Annotated in this window: 17 protein-coding genes and 1 pseudogene; 8 read left to right on the top strand and 10 right to left on the bottom strand. The window is 63.4% G+C overall.

Annotated elements, in window-relative coordinates:
* From NCS02_RS15260 to NCS02_RS15215, 10 genes and pseudogenes are all read right to left on the bottom strand, one after another.
* Positions 1 to 194 (bottom strand): annotated as a pseudogene (locus NCS02_RS15260) (type VI secretion system lipoprotein TssJ); the annotation flags it as partial.
* A gap of 103 nt (positions 195 to 297) precedes the next feature.
* Positions 298 to 831, bottom strand: coding sequence for a type VI secretion system lipoprotein TssJ (tssJ, locus tag NCS02_RS15255; RefSeq protein ID WP_250440429.1), 534 nt, complete (start codon positions 829 to 831; stop codon positions 298 to 300).
* Between the two features lie 8 nt (positions 832 to 839).
* Positions 840 to 1,970, bottom strand: a complete 1,131-nt coding sequence (tssG, locus tag NCS02_RS15250; protein WP_175983085.1) for a type VI secretion system baseplate subunit TssG — start codon at positions 1,968 to 1,970, stop codon at positions 840 to 842.
* Positions 1,934 to 4,477, bottom strand: a complete 2,544-nt coding sequence (gene tssF, locus NCS02_RS15245; RefSeq protein ID WP_250519872.1) for a type VI secretion system baseplate subunit TssF — start codon at positions 4,475 to 4,477, stop codon at positions 1,934 to 1,936. Before tssF ends, tssG begins: the two co-directional genes overlap by 37 nt.
* A 458-nt stretch (positions 4,478 to 4,935) precedes the next feature.
* Complete coding sequence (locus NCS02_RS15240; RefSeq protein WP_235366203.1) at positions 4,936 to 5,430, bottom strand: MaoC/PaaZ C-terminal domain-containing protein; 495 nt, start codon at positions 5,428 to 5,430, stop codon at positions 4,936 to 4,938.
* 44 nt (positions 5,431 to 5,474) lie between these two features.
* Positions 5,475 to 6,632 (bottom strand): dihydrodipicolinate synthase family protein, encoded by a 1,158-nt coding sequence (locus NCS02_RS15235; protein WP_250502746.1) that lies wholly within the window; start codon positions 6,630 to 6,632, stop codon positions 5,475 to 5,477.
* Positions 6,633 to 6,637: 5 nt separating this feature from the next.
* A complete protein-coding gene (locus tag NCS02_RS15230) occupies positions 6,638 to 7,489 on the bottom strand; it encodes a shikimate dehydrogenase family protein (RefSeq protein WP_250502745.1) in 852 nt (283 codons plus the stop codon).
* A gap of 8 nt (positions 7,490 to 7,497) precedes the next feature.
* The gene (locus NCS02_RS15225; RefSeq protein ID WP_250502744.1) at positions 7,498 to 9,102 is read right to left on the bottom strand and encodes an acyl CoA:acetate/3-ketoacid CoA transferase; all 1,605 of its coding nucleotides are present in this window, start codon (positions 9,100 to 9,102) and stop codon (positions 7,498 to 7,500) included.
* Positions 9,103 to 9,151: 49 nt separating this feature from the next.
* A complete protein-coding gene (locus NCS02_RS15220; RefSeq protein WP_250502743.1) occupies positions 9,152 to 10,495 on the bottom strand; it encodes an MFS transporter in 1,344 nt (447 codons plus the stop codon).
* A gap of 61 nt (positions 10,496 to 10,556) precedes the next feature.
* Positions 10,557 to 11,315, bottom strand: coding sequence for an enoyl-CoA hydratase/isomerase family protein (locus tag NCS02_RS15215; protein WP_008353925.1), 759 nt, complete (start codon positions 11,313 to 11,315; stop codon positions 10,557 to 10,559).
* 139 nt (positions 11,316 to 11,454) lie between these two features.
* On the opposite strand from NCS02_RS15215, the gene NCS02_RS15210 reads away from it, so the two are divergent.
* From NCS02_RS15210 to NCS02_RS15175, 8 genes are all read left to right on the top strand, one after another.
* Entirely contained in the window at positions 11,455 to 12,255 is an 801-nt protein-coding gene (locus NCS02_RS15210) for a TetR/AcrR family transcriptional regulator (protein WP_250482344.1), read from the top strand.
* Between the two features lie 77 nt (positions 12,256 to 12,332).
* Positions 12,333 to 13,379: a Gfo/Idh/MocA family protein gene (locus NCS02_RS15205; protein WP_250519871.1), complete on the top strand. Its 1,047-nt coding sequence runs from the start codon at positions 12,333 to 12,335 to the stop codon at positions 13,377 to 13,379.
* Positions 13,376 to 14,191 (top strand): shikimate dehydrogenase family protein, encoded by an 816-nt coding sequence (locus tag NCS02_RS15200; protein ID WP_250523223.1) that lies wholly within the window; start codon positions 13,376 to 13,378, stop codon positions 14,189 to 14,191. Before NCS02_RS15205 ends, NCS02_RS15200 begins: the two co-directional genes overlap by 4 nt.
* A gap of 64 nt (positions 14,192 to 14,255) precedes the next feature.
* Complete coding sequence (locus NCS02_RS15195; RefSeq protein ID WP_008353929.1) at positions 14,256 to 15,284, top strand: LacI family DNA-binding transcriptional regulator; 1,029 nt, start codon at positions 14,256 to 14,258, stop codon at positions 15,282 to 15,284.
* A gap of 185 nt (positions 15,285 to 15,469) precedes the next feature.
* Positions 15,470 to 16,456 carry a TRAP transporter substrate-binding protein gene (locus NCS02_RS15190; protein WP_250502741.1) on the top strand — a complete coding sequence of 329 codons (987 nt, stop codon included), beginning with the start codon at positions 15,470 to 15,472 and terminating at the stop codon, positions 16,454 to 16,456.
* A gap of 18 nt (positions 16,457 to 16,474) precedes the next feature.
* Complete coding sequence (locus NCS02_RS15185; RefSeq protein WP_008353934.1) at positions 16,475 to 17,032, top strand: TRAP transporter small permease; 558 nt, start codon at positions 16,475 to 16,477, stop codon at positions 17,030 to 17,032.
* Complete coding sequence (locus NCS02_RS15180; protein ID WP_008353936.1) at positions 17,029 to 18,294, top strand: TRAP transporter large permease; 1,266 nt, start codon at positions 17,029 to 17,031, stop codon at positions 18,292 to 18,294. The genes NCS02_RS15185 and NCS02_RS15180 overlap by 4 nt, the downstream gene beginning before the upstream one ends.
* Positions 18,270 to 19,064, top strand: coding sequence for a 3-ketoacyl-ACP reductase (locus tag NCS02_RS15175; protein WP_250459117.1), 795 nt, complete (start codon positions 18,270 to 18,272; stop codon positions 19,062 to 19,064). Before NCS02_RS15180 ends, NCS02_RS15175 begins: the two co-directional genes overlap by 25 nt.
* Positions 19,065 to 19,067 lie beyond the last annotated feature (3 nt).

Here is a 19,067-nt window from a genome sequence, read left to right as displayed (position 1 = left end):
TCGACGTTCATCGACTTGACTTGCGTGGTGAAGAGCCACTCGGCTGCGCTTACCGTGCTGTCCTTCGTGGCCTGCCATGCGCCGCAGCCGGCGAGCGTAAGCGCGCCGATGAAAAAGAGCGCCGAGTTCACGCTTCGGGTCGCGCGGGCGACGAGGCCATCGCCGCGTAATTCGTTCAATCTGTTGTGCCGCATTGCTGGTTATTGTCGATTTCGATTCGGTTTGATGTTTGAAGCCATCGGTCTTTTGTCGCGACCGCCCTTTAGCTACGATGGCGACGACAGACGCTGCCGCACGTCATTTCTTGCCCGCCTTCGCCTTGCTTTCCATATCGAGCTTGCTGTCCGCCAGCGTCAGCTTTACCGGCGCGTCGTCAGGGAGCTTCCTGGCCGCGATGACCTGCTTCCAGCCGCCCGCCTGATCGGCGTTCCGATAGAACGCGGCAATTGCGATGAACGCGGTCTCCTTTTGCATCGGCTGCGACACGCTCGCCGATGCGCCGGGATTGACCACGGCAGACACGCTCGCTTGCAGATCGCGCCCAAGCACGGTGCGGTCGTGGTGGAGAAGCTCGTTGAACGACGCGCTGTCGAAGCGCGCGCGATCCTTCAACTGATAGACGCGCACCGCCACCGGATGCGGATGGCCCGAAGCGTCCGGATTCAGGTCGGCACGGGCGCGCATGTCGACGTCGACCGCTTTCACGCGCCAGTCGGTCATCGCTTGATAAGCGCTCGTGGCTCCGTCGGAGGTCGCCTGCCAGAGGCCGCAGCCTGACAGCCCGAGAATGAGCAACACCGCGCAGGCCATTTGATTCGGTTTCGACATCATTCGGCCTCTCATGCGGCACGCGGTTCGAGGTACGGGTTCGGCTGCGGTGCCGGAAACGCTTCGCAGACGCCCAACTCGACCGTGATCTCGCGTTCCTGCCGAACGGGCAGCACCACCGTCCAGCCCAGACGCGGCGATACGGGCGCACGCGCTTTGCCCACCATTGGCTCGGGCGTGAATCGCGAGGACATCTGCATGCGCAGATGCACGTCCGCCTTCGTGCCGATATAGAGCCGCGCCAGCGCCATCAAATCGCGATGGAGCCACGCACCAGGCAACAAGTCGTGCGCCTGTTGCGCGTTCGTCGGACGCAGCGTCACGCGCACCGCGCGACTGCGGTAATGCACGCGCTTGCCGAGCACGTAGCCGCCGCCCAACCCGCGTGGCTTGCCTTCCATCATCGCTTTCGCGCTTAGCGGCTGGCCTTGTCCCGCGCGCCTCGCCACGGGCCAGAATTCGTCGACGCGCACATCCACGCCCGGCGCACCCAAAGCGATCACGCCCGCCAGCCCTTCCGGCGTGCGCGTGCGCTGAATGAGCAGACCAAGAAGCGCGAGCATGCGGGAGTCGGGCAAGCCCGCACGCGCGGGTTTATTGCCCCAGCCGAAGCCGGCGAGACACAGCAGGTTCCTTGAGTACGGATCGGCGCCGCCGTGCCGGAAGGTCTCCGGGTAGCGGTACTTCTTCCACGCGCGATACAACAGCGTCACGAACCGGTGATTGAACTGGTCCAGAAACGCTTCGACGGCTTCGTGCCCTTCCTCGCGCATGGCGATGTCGTCGAGGTAGTGCGTCGGCATCACCGCGTCTACGCCGTACAGGCCCATGAAGGTCGTGCGGATCGTCGGCGGCAGCGGTTCGCCGTATCCGCCGTCATCGAGGTCATCGAACTCGACGGCAGCGATTTCGCCAGCGGGAAAACCCATGCGCGCGCGCGACCGGAAACGCACCGGCTCGTGCGCGGGCGTATCGCGTTCACCGAAACCGGGACGATCCGGCGCGCTCGCTTCGAACAGCCGGCACAACTGCATGAAGTTCATGCGCGGGGCGCGTGCGAGCAACGCCGCGACCAGCGGCTCGACATTCGGAAAATCGCGCGGCTTCATAGCGGCGCCCGATGCGTCTTGCTGCGCGGCCATTCGATGCGCGCCTTCGATGGCAGCGTCACCAGCGCGAGCTTCGTGAAGAGGTTCACCTCTGCATACAGCTCGAAGAAGCGATGCAGCAGCTCCCCGAACAACATCACATCGCCTTCGCCCGAGAACGCTTGCGAATCCAGCGTGACTTCGACCAGCACGCCGCGCTCGACCGCGCCGCCCGTGATCTCTTCGAGCAATTCCTCCGACACATGCAGGATGCCCGCCAGCCGCCTTCGGTTCAACTCGTCGTTGGTCCAGTCGTAGAGCGCGAGGGCGCCACGCAGCACTTCTGCGTTCATCATCGACAGGAAGTTCGGCGCGAGATGCGAAAGCACGCGCCATTGAAAGCGGTCGCCCGTGGGCGGATAGAGCGGTAATGTGGGCGCCACGAGATTGCGCACGCCACCGACGTTCGGCGTACTCTCGGCGAGTTCGTCCAGACGTGCTTCGCGCAGGCCCTTGCGCGGCAGCAGCCCGTTGGTGCCGGTCACGCGCAGCGACAGGCTTTCCTCGGGCAGATCCGCCATCGACTCCCATGCGTTGCCGCCCAAGATCAGCCACGTTTCATGCAGACCATCCAGCCCCGCGCGCACCCGCGTATGGAAATACCGCTCGGGCGACTCGTGCCGCAGCATCCCGCCGCGATGCCGAAAGGTCGCGAACGGCACGTACTCGTAGCGCTCCGAGGTAAGGTGATCGAACGACTCTACCGCGTCGACGGAATACGTTTCGACGTGCCCGCCCTGATAGCCTGCCGGCACCACGCGATACTCGGTCTCGTGATGATCGATCGTGACGGTTTCCGCGTCGAGTTGAAACAGATTGATGACCGGCGAACAGAACAGGCGCACGTTGTCCTTCGTGAAACGCTGGTCTGCCGGATACGCCTTCTTGAGCACGAACTCCAGTTCGAATTGCGTCGATGCTTCGGGAAGCTGATTGAGATCGAATCCGCAGATATCGACGAAGAGGAACTTCTCGCGGAACGTGAAGTATTCGAGCAGCAGTTGATAGCCGGAAAACGCGGCGTCCGCCTTCGGCCACAGGCGTTCTTCCGGCGAGAAACCCGCTGCTTCGAGTGTGACGCCCGAGAGCGCGCGCGCCTCGCCATCGCGTATTTCCGGCACGCGCCATTCGACCGATTCGACATGGCGGGTAAGCGCCACCTCCGTGCCGTGAATCAACGGCAAGTGATGACCGTAGTCCGCCCCCGCATAAGGCTTGGCCATACGAATAGGACGGCTCGCGCCCCCCGGACTCCACTCGTCCAGATCGAACGGCATCTTGACGACATACCGTCCCTTTTCATCGAGATAGCCATAGTGATAGTTGCCGGGAGAATCCACCCTGGCCGGCCAGATGCCTTCGGCCTTGGGACGCTCGATCACGTCGATGCTCGTGCGCCACTTGCGATCCGCCGGGATCGCCCGAAAAGTGTTCCAGTACGACACCCCCCGGCCGCCGCCGCAACGCATCGACGTAACGAGCAGGCCGTTGGGCGCATCCTTGGGATTCACGTCCAGCCGGATCACCTCGCCCACTTCGAGCGAGAACGGATTGCCCCGAGCGCGATAGCTGATCTGGGTGGCGATGTGCGCTTCATGGCGCAGACGCGCGATCTGGCGACCTTCCTCCAGCGTTTCGTAATGCTCGCCCCACGTCCCATCGACGCCATCGGTGGTCTTGTCCGCGCGCGCGGTGTTCTCCTCGACCAACAGATTGACGTCCGCCTGACGATGGTTGTAGTCGTTCAGTTGCACCGCCTCGGGCACGCGCTGCGTGATCGTCCTGAGCGAACGGATCGATTCGGCGCCCACGCTTTCCAGCCCCGAGTGGCTGCGATACGGAACCACCCGCTGCTTGCGGGCATACGCATCCAGATCATCCCCGAAGATGATGACCGTCCGATCGCTCTTCTGCTCGAAGCGAAACCAGATGCCCGCTTCGGCGCAGAGGCGCTGAATGAACGCGAACGTGGTCTCGTAGAACTGAGTCTCGTATTCGAGCCGCTTATACGTGCCGCGCAGACTCTTGAAATCGAAATCGACACCGAGGCGATAATCGTAGTGGCGCAGCGTATCGGTGATGATCTCGACGACCGATTGCTTCTGAAACAATCGGCATGTGCGGCCTCTCGCCAATTCCGCGATCTTCGGCACGAGGGTGACGCGATACCGGGTTTCATCGGCCGATGTGCCGAGCGTCTCAAACCTGTCAATGACGCCATGCGTGACGCTAGGCTCCGGCGCCTTGCTGAAGTCCTTCCATCGTTCACCGAACATCTGCCGCAGATAAGCTTCTTGAGGATCGATGGGGGCGATGGTCAACACCGCAGACCGCCCAACGACCTGATCCATCGGAATATCGGCGACAGGGCTCGTAAATTCGATATTGAACTTGTAGAGCGCGCTAATTTGCGCCTCGCCATTGAAGCTCAATACTGAGATGGGCGCGGGGTGGGGCTTCAACTGGAGGCCGTAGGCCTGACTTGGCAATACCATTGACATGCGAAAGCACTCTCCCTGATAAGCGCCACCTTCGACGACAACTTAGGTAGACGTTTTAACGTCCCGAGGATTGCATCGCGCAATCGCTTGGCATTCCGAATCGGGACAATTTAGCAGGGGATTGTGACCTAATATTCCGTCGCTCGGAGCGACGTCATTGTCATTTAGGAATGGTCCGAAGACGCTTGCGGCACTGATCGGAGGTGGGGCCGCTCGACATGGAAACTGCACCCAGCCTTTAGCATGTCCAGGTTGAAGCAGCGATCGCAGCGATCGCAGTGACGCGCACCCAAACTGCAATTCTGCACGTTGCTCGTGCTCGCAGAGGCGGTGCGGAGCGGGAGGTCATGACACAACTGGTTGCGCGCATCGGGCTCGACCGCCCGAGCTTCGGTCAAACGATGATCGTTAACGTCCGCTGATGGGCAATCGTCGCGCGTATCGAATATTTGAGAAAACTAAGCCCGATTCTGCATCAACAGCAGCGTCTCCCCGTCCTGCACGACGTTCCCCAGTTGATTCAGCACGCGCAGCTTCAGCGTCGCGATTCCTCGGTCGATGCGCTTCGTCACCCGCTTACCGACGACTTCGATTTCGACCTGAATGCGATCGCCGATATGAAGCGGCGCCCGAAACGACCAGTTCCATCCCAACGTCGCCAGCGCGCTCATGCGCACCGGCGAGCGCGTCTTCAGACCATCGGTGAGCGCGAGGCCGAGCAGTCCGTGCGCGATCCGGCCGGAAAATCCCGCCTGCTGCGCGGCCACATCGTCGAGATGAATGTCGTACATATCGCCCGATACACCCGCGTAATTGACGATATGCGCTTCCGTCAACGTCATGCCCGACGTGACGAAATGATCGCCTATCTCGAGGTCGTTCAGGTCATACATGCCCGGCGCGAGCAAACGCCCGCGCTGTACGGCGGCTTCTTCGTTCTGTAATTGGGTCATGTCTTCCATCTGTCCTTGTAATGTGCCTTCAAGAAAGTCGGCGTTCAAAGTCCGAGCGTCTGCATGACGAGCCGCATTCGCTGAACCGCGAGATCGGGATTGCGCAGCAGGCCGGCCTTATCGGCGAGACGGAACACGTCCGCGAGATAAACCGGCGGACGTGCGCCGTGGTGACCGCCGAGCATGAAGAAATGCGGCTGAAATCCGTTCAGGTAGGCGAGAAAGACGACGCCCGTTTTGTAGTACTGCGTCGGCATGCGAAAGATGTGGCGCGAGAGCGCCACCGTCGGCGCGAAAAACCGCTCGTATCGCGCGAGATCGCCTGCAGCGAGCGCCGCGAGCGCCTGCGATGCAGCCGGCGCGATCGCATCGAAGATGCCGAGCAACGCGTGCGAGTAACCTTCTTCATCGCCCTTGATGAGCGACGGATAGTTGAAATCGTCGCCCGTATACATCCTGACGCCTTCGGGCAGGCGTCGCCGGAAGGCAATCTCGCGGGCATCGTCGAGCAGGGAAATCTTGATGCCGTCGATCTTGCCAGCGTTCTCCGCGATGACCGTCAGGCACGCGTCGGCTGCTTCGTCGAGATTGTCGCTGCCCCAGTATCCCTTCAACTCCGGATCGAACATGTCGCCGAGCCAGTGAAGGATCACGGGCTCGTCGCACATCGCGAGCACTTCGCCATACACACGCAGATAGTCATCGCGACTTCGCGCCACGCGGGTGAGCGCGCGGCTTGCCATCAGGATCACCCGGCTGCCCGTGCGCTGAATCGCTTCGAGCTGCGTCGCATAGGCGCGGATGACGTCATCGCACGACGTGGCCGACTGCGCGGGAAGATGATCCGTGCCGCATCCCGACGCGATCCGCGCACCGGCCATGTCGCGCGTTTCCTGCATCGTCCGCTCGATGAGCTCGAGCGCCGTGTCCCATGTGAGGCCCATGCCGCGCTGCGCGGTGTCCATCGCCTCCGCGATGCCGAGCCCCTGGCCGATCAGATATCGCCGATATTCGATCGTGCGCGCCCAGTCGAGTGCGGCGGGCTGATTCAGTTCGCCGCTGCGAAGCGGATCGGCCACGACGTGCGCGGCGGAATAGGCGATGCGGTTGAATGTCGATCCCGCCGGCGCGCCGCCGATCGGATCGCCTTTGAGCGTGTAGTTTTCGAACTCGCCGGAAGCGGTCGGAAGAACGATATGCATGGTAGTCAGGTCCGGATAGGCGCGTCGAAAAGGATAGGGAACGCTGCGGGCATGTCGATGCCGAAAAACGTCGCGAACGCCGCGAGCTGCCCTTCGATCATCGGCCGTCCGTTGGTCGCGCGACAGCCGCACTGCCGCGCATGTTTCAGCAGCGGCGTTTCGGCGGGCGTCATGATGATGTCGACGACCTGCATCGCTTCGGAAAATGCGCCAAAGGAAGCCGGCATGCCATCGCCCGGCTTCATGCCGACCGGCGAACAGTTGATGAGCAGATCCATGCCCGCGACATTCGCCGGATCGACATCGACGCGAGCCTCGCAATCCGGATAGAAGCGGTTCAGTCGCGCCGACAACTGCTCGGACAGCTCGCGCTGCGGATCGCTCAGCGCGATGCTCGCCGCGCCCGCCTCGGCCAGCGCGTGCGCGACCGCGGCGCCCGCACCGCCCGCGCCGAGCTGCTTCACGCGCTGGCCGCGAATCTCGAAGCCGAGACGCGTCAGTCCCTGCACGAGGCCTGTGCCGTCGAACATATCGCCGTACCAGGTGCCATCCGGCTGTTGCCGCATCACGTTGATCGCGCCGACGCGCCGCGCCGTGTCCGACATGTCGTCGACCATCGCCATCGCGCGCACCTTGTGCGGCACGGTGACGACGAGGCCATCGAGATTGCCGAGCGCCTGAAGTCCGGCTACGGCCGGCTCGAACACGTTCACGGGCACATCGAACGGCAGGCATGTCGCATTGATGCCGCTTGCGTCGAAGAGCGCGTTCATCAGTTGCGGTGTCTTCACCTGCGTCACCGGACTGCCGACGATGCCGAAGAGGCGCGTCGATCCATCGATTCGAAGAGCTTGCAACTCGCGCTTCACCGCTCGCCCCCCGCTAACGCAGCAAGCCGCGGATGACACGGCCAGCCTTGCGACGCCATCACGGCATCGAGGCCCATCGGTTCGGGACGGAAGAGTCGCTCGTCCATCAGCTTGAGATCGGGCGAGATGACGGGGCGAAACGCCATGTGCGCGAGCACGTCGCGCTCGAGATCGATGCCCGGCGCGATCTCGATCAGTTCGAGCGCGCCATCGATGGCGCGGAACACCGCGCGCTCGGTGACGAAGAGTGTCGTCTGCTTGCGCTCCTGCGCGAAAGGTCCGCTGTACGACACCTGCTGCAGCTTCGACACGAACTTGCGATGCGCGCCTTCCTTCAGGATCTGCAGCTTGCCGCCTTCGCAGGACACTTGCAGGTTGCCCGCCGTGAACGTGCCGCCGAAGACCATCTTGCGCGCGTTCTGGCTGATGTTGATGAACCCGCCCACGCCGATCAGCTTGTTCGCGAAGCGGCTGATATTGACGCTGCCCTGCGCGTCGATCTCGACCGCCGAGAGAAACGCGATATCGATGCCGCCGCCATCGTAGAAATCGAATTGATACGGCATGTCGACGATCGCGCTGTAGTTGCGCGCGGCGCCGGCATCGAGTCCCGCCGCGGGCGCGCCGCCGATCAGCCCTTGCTCGTTCGTCAGCACGATGTGATGCAGCACGTCCTCTTCCGCCGCGACGAGCCCGATGCCCGTGCACACGCCCGAGCCGACGTTGCACACCGCGCCCATGCTCAGTTCCATCGCGAGACGCCGCGCGATGATCTTGCGTTCGTCGAGCGGAAGGCGCGGAAAACCGCCGAGCGGAATACGCATTTCGCCGGTAAACGACGGATCGTAAGCCGTCTGATACGTCACCGGCTGATCCTCCTGAACGACGACCGCGTCGACGAGCATGCCCGGAATCTTCACCGTCTTCGCGGGCAAGGTGCCGCGCTTCGCAAGCCGCTTCACCTGCACGATCACGACACCGCCGTTGCGCTTCGTCGCCTGCGCCATCGAGAGCATGTCCGCGAAAACGGCTTCATGCTCCATCGATATGTTGCCGTCTTCGTCCGCCGTCGTGCCGCGCAGAAAAGCGACATCGACTTCGAACGGCTTGTAGAACAGCCACTCGCGGCCGTCGAGCTCGATCAGGCTGACGAGTTCGTCATCGCTCGGCGCGCCCTGAAGCCCACCGCCATTGCGCGGATCGACGAAGGTATGCAGCCCGACATGACTGACGAGCCCCGGCCGCCCCGCCGCCATCTCGCGCGTGAGCTGCGAGAGCGCGCCCTGCGGCAGTGTCCACGCTTCGACTTCATTGTTCAGCGCCATCTGCGCGAGCGCCGGCGAATCGACCAGCGTGCCGCATACGACACGCTTGAGCAGCCCCGTATGCGCGAGCCGCGATGCGCCGCGTTCGCCGCGATCGCCGAGGCCGACCGGATGAAACGACGTGATCCGGCGCGGCTCGCCCTGCGCGAGAAAGCGCCGCTCGAGCGCCTCGATCAGCGCTTCCGGCACGGCGTGCCCGCTTCCCGATCCGCCGATCATCAAGGTATCGCCATCCTTCAGCAGGGATGCAGCCTGGTCGGCGGTCAAAATTTGCATGTCATCTACTCCGGTATTGTCTGTGTTTGCGTCGATGCCCGCATCGGCGTCAGATTGCCGAATGCGATTCCTGGAACACGGGCTGATCGTCCCGATGACGCGAGAGGCGTTTGCCGAACAGCGCCGCGATCAGCGTGAGCAGGCAGAAGACGGCGAGGAACACCATCACGTAAGTCGGCTTGCCGCCCGCGTATGCGACGAGCGCGGTCGCGATGAACGGCGTCGGCCCGCCTATCAGCGCGCCGGAAAACTCGCGGCACATCGCGATGCCGGAGAAGCGGTACTGCGTCGGAAACAGATTCGACAGGAACGCGCCCTGTGCGCCGCAGGTGCAGCCCCAGCTGATTCCATAGACCGCGCTCATCGCGATCGTGGCGAGCACGATGTCCTTCGAATCGATGGCGCGGAAGAGCGGCCACACGAGCGCGAGCGCGATCATCGCGCCGGCGGCGAACACGTTGCCGCTGCCGTATTTGTCCGCGAGCATGCCGCCGACGGGCGCGCAGAAAAGCGAGAAGCCCAGCGCGATGATCAGTACGACGAGGCTGTCAGCCTTCGCCATGCCGACCGTGTTGGTCATGTAGCTCAGCGCAAAGGTATTGAGCACATAGCTGAGCGCCTGATGGCCGCCCATCGCGAAGAAGCCGCACAGCAACTCGCGACGGCTGTTGCGAAACAGGTCCGCGACGGGCACTTTCTCGGCCTTGGCCTTCGCGCTCGCCTTCTCCATCGCGGCGACGTATTCGGGCGTTTCATCGAGCTTCGAGCGGATGTAGATCGCGACGCCGAACAACCCGAGCGACAGGATGAACGGCACGCGCCACGCCCACGTGAACAGGATGTCTTCCGGCACGTACGAGATCATCAGGAACGTCGCGATCGCGATCATCACGCCGAAGTTGGTGGCCGCGTTCGGAATCGACGTAAAGAACGCGCGCCGGCTCGGCGGCGTGTATTCGGCGATCAGCGTGATTGCGCCGGCGAGTTCCGCGCCGGCGCCGAAGCCCTGCATCATGCGCAGCAGCACGAGCAGGATCGGCGCGATCACGCCTGCCTGCTGCCACGTCGGCAATATGCCGAGGCCGACGGTCGCCGCGCCCATGATCGTCACGCAGAACACGAGCGCGGGTTTGCGGCCGTATTTGTCGCCGATATGCGAAATGACGATGCCGCCAACCGGCCGGATGATGAAGCCGACCGCGAAGGTCGCGAACGCCGCGAGCGTGCCCGCAAGCGACGACAACTGCGGAAAGAACAGCTTGTTGATGATGAGGCCCGATGCCGCTGCGTAGAGCCCATAGTCGTACCATTCGATGATGGTGCCGAGCGTCGACGCGAACACGGCGCGTCGGATGTTCCTGCGGTCTGCGTTCTGCGCATGTGCGACGTGCATGGCGCTGTCTCCTGCTTCTCTTTGGTCTGGTTATGTTCGACGTGACGTACTTGTCCGCGAATCAGTTCCGGCTTGCGCGATTGCCGAATGCGTTGGCGCCCTCCTCGTAGTTGCCCGAGGCGAAGCACAGCGACGTCAGCTCGTTCTCGTAGCGAATGCCCTGTTCGACGCTCATCGAAAGCGATGCGCGCACGGCCGCCTTGACCGACTGCGTCGCGATCGGGCTGAACTCGGCCATCTTGCGGCACAGCGCCATCGCGGTTTCGACGACGGCCGCATCCTCGACCACCATCTCGACAAGGCCGATGCGGAGCGCCTCGTTCGCATCGATGGTGTCGCCGGTCAGCAGAAGGCGCATGGCCTGCCCGTAGCCGATGAGGCGCGGCAGCATTTGCGACGCACCGCCGCCGCCGACCCAACCGCGCACCACTTCAGGCGCGCCGAACTTGGCGCTTTGTCCCGCGACGCGGACATCGGCGCCAAGCATCATTTCCAGGCCGCCGCCCAGCACCCAGCCTTTCAATGCCGCGACGACGGGCTTGGTGAATTCGCGCACGACCATCGCGTAATCGGTGCGGGCGCGAAACTCCCACGTCGTGCGATACGTCTTGAGCGAATGGAGATCGCTTCCCGCGCTGAATGCGCGCTCGCCTTCGCCGCGCAGCAGCACCGCGCGGATCGCTTCGTCACGCTCGATGTCCTGCCGGATGCCGGCGAGCGTCTGCGTCATCTCGGGCGTGATCGCGTTCATCTTCTCCGGTCGATTGATGACGATCTCCGCGACCGCGCCGTGTTTGCGCACCACCATGTGTTCCTGCATCGCGCCTCCTTTTTTTTCACTGCCGAAGCAGTGTTGTCCCATTCGAGTATTCCCTTATACTTACTTACTAGTAAGTACGTTGAGTGGACATTAACATCATTTCCGGGCACTACGCAACGAGATTTTCGGGAGGCGAAAAATGGAACGCGCGCAGTCGTTTGCGGAGAAGGCGGCGAAGAGATCGACAAATGGGGGTCGTGTAAAATCAACCGCAAATTCCGCAGCATCCCCGTCCGTTGCTTCGCCTCGTTCGAGGCCGAGCCGGCAGTCCGATCCCCACCGAGATGAACCGTTGAGTCAGAACGACAAGACCGACAAAACAAGCGCCGCGCCCAAAAAATCTCCGATGTACGACAGCATCAAGGATCTGGCGAAGAAGCTCCTGATCGCGCACGGCTATCACAAGACAACGTTTGGCGTGATCGCCAAGGAGCTCGGCATCACGACCACCAACATCCACTATCACTTCGGCAACAAGAACAGTCTCGTCGAGGAAGTGGTGAAGGAATACGTGGCCGGCGCCACCGCGGGACAGAAGAAAATCTGGCTCGACGAAACGCTGTCGCTGCGAGAGAAGCTGCAGGCGGAAGTCGCCTACAACCGCAATCTGTTCCGCAAATACAATCCCGGCGGCAAGACGCGCAGGCCGTGGAGTCTGATTGGCCGGCTGCGCCTGGAAAGCGACGTCCTGACCGACGAGGCGCGCGCGGCGCTCGCGGGCTTCACAACCGAGATCCACGCGGCCGTCGAAGTCGCCGTCGAGCATGCGAGCCGCACCGGCGAGCTGAAGCGCGACACGCCGAAGGAAGACCTGATCTTCCTGCTCACGCACCTCGTCGACAGCCTGTCGGTATTCGCACAGGACGCGGGCGGCTTCGAGCGTGTCGAACAGTTCATGAACTCTTTCTCCGTCGTGGTGCTCGCGAAATACACCAAGTGAATCTTTCCCATCGATGTCATCGGCGGCTGGACAATTAGATCGATCTACCTTATTGTCTTTCAACGGAGACAATAGACATGAACGAGACCGGTTTCAAGCTCGCAGTCGTCGGCGCGGGCATGGCATCCGCGCCGCATCTGGCGAGTCTGCTGGCCTTGCAGGACCGCGCGACCGTTCGGTATGTCGTTGCGAGGTCGCGGGAACGCGCAAGCGCTTTCGCCCGACAATTGCCGCATGCGCGCGTCACGCTCGATCTCGACACCGCGCTCGCCGATGACAACGTCGACGGCGTGCTGCTGCTGACGCCGCCGAACACGCATCTCGAACTCGGCGCGATGATCGCGGCAGCGGGCAAACATCTGCTGGTCGAGAAGCCCATCGACGTCACCACGTCCCGCGCGCGCGAGCTGGTCGCGCTATGCGAGCAACGCGGCATCGTCGCGGCTGCGGTGCTGCAACATCGCACGCGCGACGCAGCGCGCAAGCTCCGTCAATTGCTCGACGCGGGCGCGCTCGGCGACATCCACAGCGCGAGCATCGCCGTTCCGTGGTGGCGTCCGCAGTCCTATTACGACGAACCCGGACGCGGCACGCGCGAGCGCGACGGCGGCGGCGTGCTGATGACGCAGGCCATCCATACGCTCGATCTTTTCTTGTGGCTGGTCGGCCTTCCCGACGAAGTGTTCGCCTACGCGATCACGAGCCGCGCGCACCGCATGGAATGCGAGGACACCGTCGCGGGCGTCATGCGATACCGAAGCGGCTGCGTCGCGTCGCTGCACGCCAGCACGGCCACCTTTCCCGGCTTTCCCGAACGCATCGAATTGAGCGGGAGCAACGGCAGCGCGACGCTCGGCGGCGGCAGGCTCGTCGTGCAGTACATGGACGGCACCACGCTCGACGAAGGCGAAACCGCTTCGCTCGGTTCAGGCGCGAACCCGATGGCCTTCTCTCATCACGCCCATCAGGCCGTGATCGCCAATTTCATCGACGCCGCCACGCACGGAATCGAGCCGGTCGCGTCATTGCGCAGCGCCTTGAATGCGCATCTGCTGATCGACGCGCTGATCGCCTCGTCGGATGAGCATCGACTCATGATCGTCAACCCGGACTCGTCATCATGACTTTCGCACTGAACGCCGCTGTTTCCGGAGACACGCGCCTCTTCGCCATCGTGGGCGATCCGATTGCGCAAGCGCGCTCGCCGCTCGTCTTCAACGAGATATTCCAGCGCATGGGCGTGAACGCGGTGCTCGTGCCGATGCAGATTCCCGCCGCGTCGCTCGCGACCGCCATCGCCGGACTGAAGACGATCGGCAATCTCGATGGCATCGTCGTCACGGTGCCGCACAAGATATCGATGACCGGCCTCGTCGACCGGCTCCTGCCGATTGCGCGGAAAGTGGGCGCGATCAATTGCATGCGCCGCGTCGAATCGGGCGAATGGGTCGGCGAGATGTACGACGGCGAAGGCTTCACGCGCGGACTGCGAAAACAGGGCCACGAGCCGCGCGGCATGTCGGTGTTTCAGGCGGGCGCGGGCGGAGCCGGAAAAGCGCTCGCGCATGCGCTGTCCAGCGCGGGCGTGAAAGCGCTGCAATTGATCGATGTAGATCGCGCGAAGCAGGACGCGCTGATCGCGGAGCTTGCGCACGCTTATCCCGATGTGAACGTCTCGGTCGGAAGCGCCAGTCCCGCGGATGTCGATATGGTCGTCAACGCGACGCCGTGCGGCATGGCGGCCGGAGATCCGTTGCCGTTCGACATCGCCCGGCTCGACCGCCGCGTGCTGGTGGCGGACATCATCATGAAGCCTGAACGCACACAACTGCTCTGTCAGGCCGAAGAACGCGGCCACCGCATCCATCTCGGGCGTGGTCTGCTGGAGAATCAGGCGGAGATCGTCGCCGAGTTGTTCGGCATCGCGCATGGCTGACCGGAAGACGGATCTCGCGGCCGATTCGGATACACTCCGGGCATACGACTCATCGACCGTTCCAATGACCCGAGGCAAACCAGGTTCTCCCGTCACGCTGCTGGATATTGCAAACGATCTCGGCCTGTCCCGCGCCACGGTCTCGCTCGTGCTGCGCAACAGCCCGCGCATCTCCGAAGCCACGCGCGAGCGCGTGCTGGAAGCGTTCAAGCGCAAAGGCTACGTCTACAACCGCCATGCGGCGGGCATGCGCAGCAATCAGACGAACACCGTCGGCGTCGTCGTCAACGACCTCGCCAATCCGTATTTCACGATGCTCGTCCGCTCCATCGAGGCGAGCCTGAGCACGCAAGGGTTCATCACGCTGCTCGGCAACACCGACGAATCGCTCGAACGCCAAGGCCGCTTTCTCGATACCGTGCGGCAGCACAATATCGACGGTCTCATCGTCTGTCCGACCGAATCGACGACGGCCGCGCAGATGCGTCAGGTGCTCGCGTGGGGCATTCCGTGCGTCTTCGCTTCGCGTTACGTGCCGGGCCTCAAGGCCGATTACGTCGGCGTGGACAATCGTCGCGGCATGGCGCTCGCGACCTCGCATCTGATTTCGCTCGGGCACAAACGCATCGCGATGATCGGCGGCGTGATGCGCGCGTCGACCGGCAGCGACCGCGCCGAGGGCTATCGCGACGCGCTGCGCGACGCGAAGATCAAACTCGACGAACGGCTGCTCGTGCCGTCGCCGCTGACGCGTCACGACGGAAAGCGCATCATCACCGAACTGCTTGCGCTGAAGAATCCGCCGACGGCCGTCGTATGCGGCAACGACATCGTCGCGTTCGGCGTGATGCTCGGACTGCGCGCCCACGGCATCGAGCCTGGCGCAGACTTCGGCGTCGTAGGCTTCGACGACGTGCCGGAAGCCGAACTCTGGGAGCCGCCGCTGACCACGGTCCAGGTCTTGCAGGACGACATCGGCCGCGCCGCCGCCGATCTGCTGCTCAAGCGCATGACGGAGCCTTCGCGCACGCCCACGCGCATCGTCTCGGAGCCGGTTCTCGTCATCCGCGGAACCTGCGGCGCGCGCAAATAAGCGCCTCATACCCGGACGTGCTCCGTTCGGGTTTCCCTTATAAAAATCTCCTTGCACCGTATCCGCGCAGCTTTTACCCTGTAGTAGATCGATCTAACAGATTTTCGCAGTCGCATCGGCAGCGTCTCTTCGCGCCTTTTTCGTCGCAATGCAATATGGACATCAGACCCATAGGAGTCCGAGACATGCATGACTATCTGCTTTCTCGCCGCAAGATTTTGATGCTCACGGCTGCGTCGGCGGCCGCGGGTTGCCTGCCGCGCCTGGCGAGCGCCGACACCCCGACGATCCGCATCGGCGATGTCGTCGACCGCCACAATCCCGAGGTCATCACCGAGAATCTGATGGCCAAGCGTCTGAAGGAAACGACCGGCTTCGACGCGCGCGTATTTCCGGACGGCGTGCTCGGCTCCCACACGCGCATGAACGAGCAACTGCGCAACGGCACGCTCGAAGTCACGGTGACCAACGTGGCGGACCTGGAAGGCTACGACAAGCGTCTCGGACTCTTCGCGATGCCCTTCGCGTTTCCGGACCGGAAGTCGCTCTTCGCGGCTCAGGACGGTGCGCTCGGCAAGGCCTATGCGGGCATCCTCGACAATCTCGGCTTCGTGCTGCTGGGCTGGTTCGACTCGGGCTTGCGCAGCGTCTACAACCGCACGCGTCCGATCAACGAACCGGGCGATCTGAAGGGCCTGAAGATCCGTACGCAAGGCAATCAGATCATGATCGCGACGTTCAACCAGCTCGGCGCACAGGCGACGCCGCTCGACACGACGCAAATCTATTCCGCGTTGCAGCAGGGCGTCGTCGATGGTGCGGAGAACTCGGTGACGTTCTTCGTTCAGCAGCATCACAGCGAGGTGGCGAAGCACTACTCGTACACGAATCACTTCTTCTCGATCGATCCGATGCTCGCCAGCAAGAACTGGTTCGACTCGCTCGACCCCAAGAAACAGGACGCCGTGAAGGAAGCCGCCGCGCAGGCTCAGCAGCACGAACGCGATCTGTGGCTGGCTTCCGATGCGAAGTATCTGGCCGAAGCGAAGAAGGCGGGCGTGGCGTTCAACGACGCGAATCTTCCCGCGTTCCAGGCAGCGGTCAAGCCGATCTATACGAAGTACCGCGCCAACTTCGCCGAACTGGGCACCTACCTGCCCGCCCTCGGATAACCGCCGGAGGTTCCCGACATGAAACCCGATCCGCGTTCGCGCGAGCCACGGGACAGCATCAACAAGGTTGCGGCGTTGCGCGTGCTCGCGAGCGTCGAAGACCTGCTGATAGCGGTCCTGGTTTTCGCGATCTTCTGCGTCGTTCTTGCGGGCATCCTGTCCCGCTTCGTCTTCCACGTCTCGCTCTCGTGGAACATCGAGGTCAGCGTCACGTTGATGATCTGGATGACCTTCATCGGCATCGCGGTCGGGGTGCGCGACAAGGTGCACGTCGCTTTCGAACTCTTCGAAGACAAGCTGAGCGGCCGATGGCTCGCGCTGGCGTCATTCGCGCAGATGCTGTTGATGGGCTTCCTGCTCGTGGCGCTCACTTGGGGCGGCTGGCAGTTCATGCAGCTCGGGCTCAACCAGATGACGCCGAGCGGCATCCCGCAATGGATATCGTTCGCCGCGATTCCCGCCGGCAGCGCGCTGGGTCTGCTGCATCTCGCGGCGCACGCATGGGACCTGGCCGCCCACGCTAACCTCGAAAGCGCGCAACACGGCCACGGCCATACCGAGACGAGGACGCAATGATTCTGACCGTCGGACTGCTCGCGCTATTCGTCGTCGCCGGCGCGCCGATCATCGCTTCGCTGGGCGCGGTCGGCACCATCGACGGCCTGATGCAAGGCCTGCCGCTGACCAACATCGCGCAGGCGATGTATCACGGCGTCGATTCGTTCACGCTGCTCGCCGTGCCGCTGTTCATCCTCGCCGGAGAAATTCTCTTTCACTCGGGCTCGGCCGGGCGCCTCGTCAACTTCATGAATCTGCTGGTGGGCCGCGTGCCCGGCGGGCTCGGCGTTTCCGCCGTCGCCTCGACGATGGTCTTCTCCGGCTTGAGCGGCTCCGTCAACGCGGATGCCGCCGCGATCAGTTCGGCGATGCTGCCGTCGATGGAAAAAGCCGGCTATCGCAAGGAATGGTCGTCCGCGATTATCGCGGCGGCGGCCGGCACGGGCATTCTGATTCCGCCGTCGATCACGATCATCGTGCTGGCGACGGTCGCGAACATGTCGGTCACGAAGCTCTTTCTCGCGGCGACGCTGCCTGCCCTGCTGGTCGGCATCACGAAGATGCTCATCATCATGTATCGCGCGCGCTCCGAGCCGCCCGTCGCGCCGGTCCACTTCAGCGTGCGCGAGCTCGGCCGCGCGTTCATGCTCGCGATCCCCGCGCTCGGTGCGCCGATCATCATCCTGGGCGGGATCTTCATGGGCTTCTTCACGGCGACCGAGTCCGCTGCGGCGGCGGTGGCCTACGTGACGATCATCACGCTCGTGCAGCGATCCATTCCGAACCGCGCATGGCTCGGCATTCTGATCAAGGCGGGCCGCACCAGCGCAATCGTGCTGTCGCTCGTCGGCGTCGCGCAGATTCTCGGATACATGCTGGCGTACAACTCGGTCGGCGAGCAGGTCGCCGAATTCGCTACGCAACTGACCGGCAACAAGTTCGTCTTCACGGTGTTCATCGTGGTCGTGTTTTGGCTGCTGGGCGCGTTGCTCGACGGCATTCCCGCGCTCATCCTGCTGATTCCGCTATTCCTGCCGATCGCGCAGGACGCCGGCTTCAGCGACATCCATTTCGCGATTCTCGCCATCGCCATCGTCGGCATCTCGCTCGTGACGCCGCCGATCGGCACGGCCTGCTTCATCGTCACCGGCGTCGCCAACATCCGAATGGTGAATCTTGTGCGGCCCATGCTGCCATTCATGGCCATCATGTTCGTGACCATCCTGCTGCTGGCTTTCGTGCCGGCGTTCTCCGAATGGCTACCTCATCTCCTGTACTGACGCCGCGCCGCGCCCCGCCGCTCGCGCTCGTCACCGGCGCGCGCCGCGGCATCGGCGCGAGCATCGCGATCGAGCTGGCGACGCGCGGGTTCGATCTCGCGCTGATCGACATCGATGACGACAACGCGAACAAAACGATGGCCGCCGTCGAAGCGCACGGCGCGCGCGCACGCTTTTACCGGCACGATCTCGCCGATAGCGCCGCCCATCGCGCGCTCGTCGAGCGCATCGTTTCGGACTGCGGGCCGATCACCTGTCTCGTCAACAACGCGGGCGTCTCGGCCGGGCAGCGCGGCGATCTGCTGGAGGTAGACGAGCAGTCCTATGACCGCGTCGTCGATATCAACATGCGCGGCACGTTCTTTCTCACGCAGGCCGTGGCGCGCCACATGGCCGCGATCGGCAGCGAAGATTCGCGCAGCATCGTCTCGGTGTCGTCGGTCAGCGCCGAACTCGCGTCGACGGAGCGCGGCGAATACTGCATGTCGAAGGCCGGGCTGGGCATGCTCACCAAGCTGTTCGCGCTGCGCCTCGCGCCGCTCGCAATCGGCGTATTCGAAGTGCGCCCCGGCATCATCCGCACGCCGATGACGGAAGGCGTCGCCGCGCGCTACGACGAACGCATCGCCGGCGGCATCGTCCCGATGAAGCGCTGGGGCGCGCCGCAGGACGTCGCGTCGGCCGTCGCGGCGCTCGTCTGCGGACAGATGGCGTTCGCGACGGGCAGCGTGCTCAACGTCGACGGCGCGCTCTCCGTTCCGCGCCTGTGACCA

The sequence above is a fragment of the Caballeronia sp. NCF2 genome (genome assembly GCF_023631205.1).
GTDB lineage: Bacteria > Pseudomonadota > Gammaproteobacteria > Burkholderiales > Burkholderiaceae > Caballeronia > Caballeronia zhejiangensis.
Note: the sequence above shows the minus strand (reverse complement) of the source record. Positions and strands in the feature narration are given on the sequence as shown.

Excerpts from the sequence above, each read along its gene's own strand:
- NCS02_RS15225 (WP_250502744.1), bottom strand. The coding sequence starts at position 9,102 with ATGCAAATTTTGACCGCCGACCAGGCTGCATCCCTGCTGAAGGATGGC.
- NCS02_RS15240 (WP_235366203.1), bottom strand. The coding sequence starts at position 5,430 with ATGACCCAATTACAGAACGAAGAAGCCGCCGTACAGCGCGGGCGTTTG.
- NCS02_RS15210 (WP_250482344.1), top strand. The coding sequence starts at position 11,455 with ATGGAACGCGCGCAGTCGTTTGCGGAGAAGGCGGCGAAGAGATCGACA.
- NCS02_RS15175 (WP_250459117.1), top strand. The coding sequence starts at position 18,270 with ATGGCTACCTCATCTCCTGTACTGACGCCGCGCCGCGCCCCGCCGCTC.
- tssG (WP_175983085.1), bottom strand. The coding sequence starts at position 1,970 with ATGGCCGCGCAGCAAGACGCATCGGGCGCCGCTATGAAGCCGCGCGAT.
- NCS02_RS15235 (WP_250502746.1), bottom strand. The coding sequence starts at position 6,632 with ATGCATATCGTTCTTCCGACCGCTTCCGGCGAGTTCGAAAACTACACG.
- NCS02_RS15190 (WP_250502741.1), top strand. The coding sequence starts at position 15,470 with ATGCATGACTATCTGCTTTCTCGCCGCAAGATTTTGATGCTCACGGCT.
- NCS02_RS15205 (WP_250519871.1), top strand. The coding sequence starts at position 12,333 with ATGAACGAGACCGGTTTCAAGCTCGCAGTCGTCGGCGCGGGCATGGCA.
- NCS02_RS15185 (WP_008353934.1), top strand. The coding sequence starts at position 16,475 with ATGAAACCCGATCCGCGTTCGCGCGAGCCACGGGACAGCATCAACAAG.
- tssJ (WP_250440429.1), bottom strand. The coding sequence starts at position 831 with ATGATGTCGAAACCGAATCAAATGGCCTGCGCGGTGTTGCTCATTCTC.
- NCS02_RS15215 (WP_008353925.1), bottom strand. The coding sequence starts at position 11,315 with ATGCAGGAACACATGGTGGTGCGCAAACACGGCGCGGTCGCGGAGATC.
- NCS02_RS15195 (WP_008353929.1), top strand. The coding sequence starts at position 14,256 with ATGACCCGAGGCAAACCAGGTTCTCCCGTCACGCTGCTGGATATTGCA.
- NCS02_RS15200 (WP_250523223.1), top strand. The coding sequence starts at position 13,376 with ATGACTTTCGCACTGAACGCCGCTGTTTCCGGAGACACGCGCCTCTTC.
- tssF (WP_250519872.1), bottom strand. The coding sequence starts at position 4,477 with ATGTCAATGGTATTGCCAAGTCAGGCCTACGGCCTCCAGTTGAAGCCC.
- NCS02_RS15220 (WP_250502743.1), bottom strand. The coding sequence starts at position 10,495 with ATGCACGTCGCACATGCGCAGAACGCAGACCGCAGGAACATCCGACGC.
- NCS02_RS15180 (WP_008353936.1), top strand. The coding sequence starts at position 17,029 with ATGATTCTGACCGTCGGACTGCTCGCGCTATTCGTCGTCGCCGGCGCG.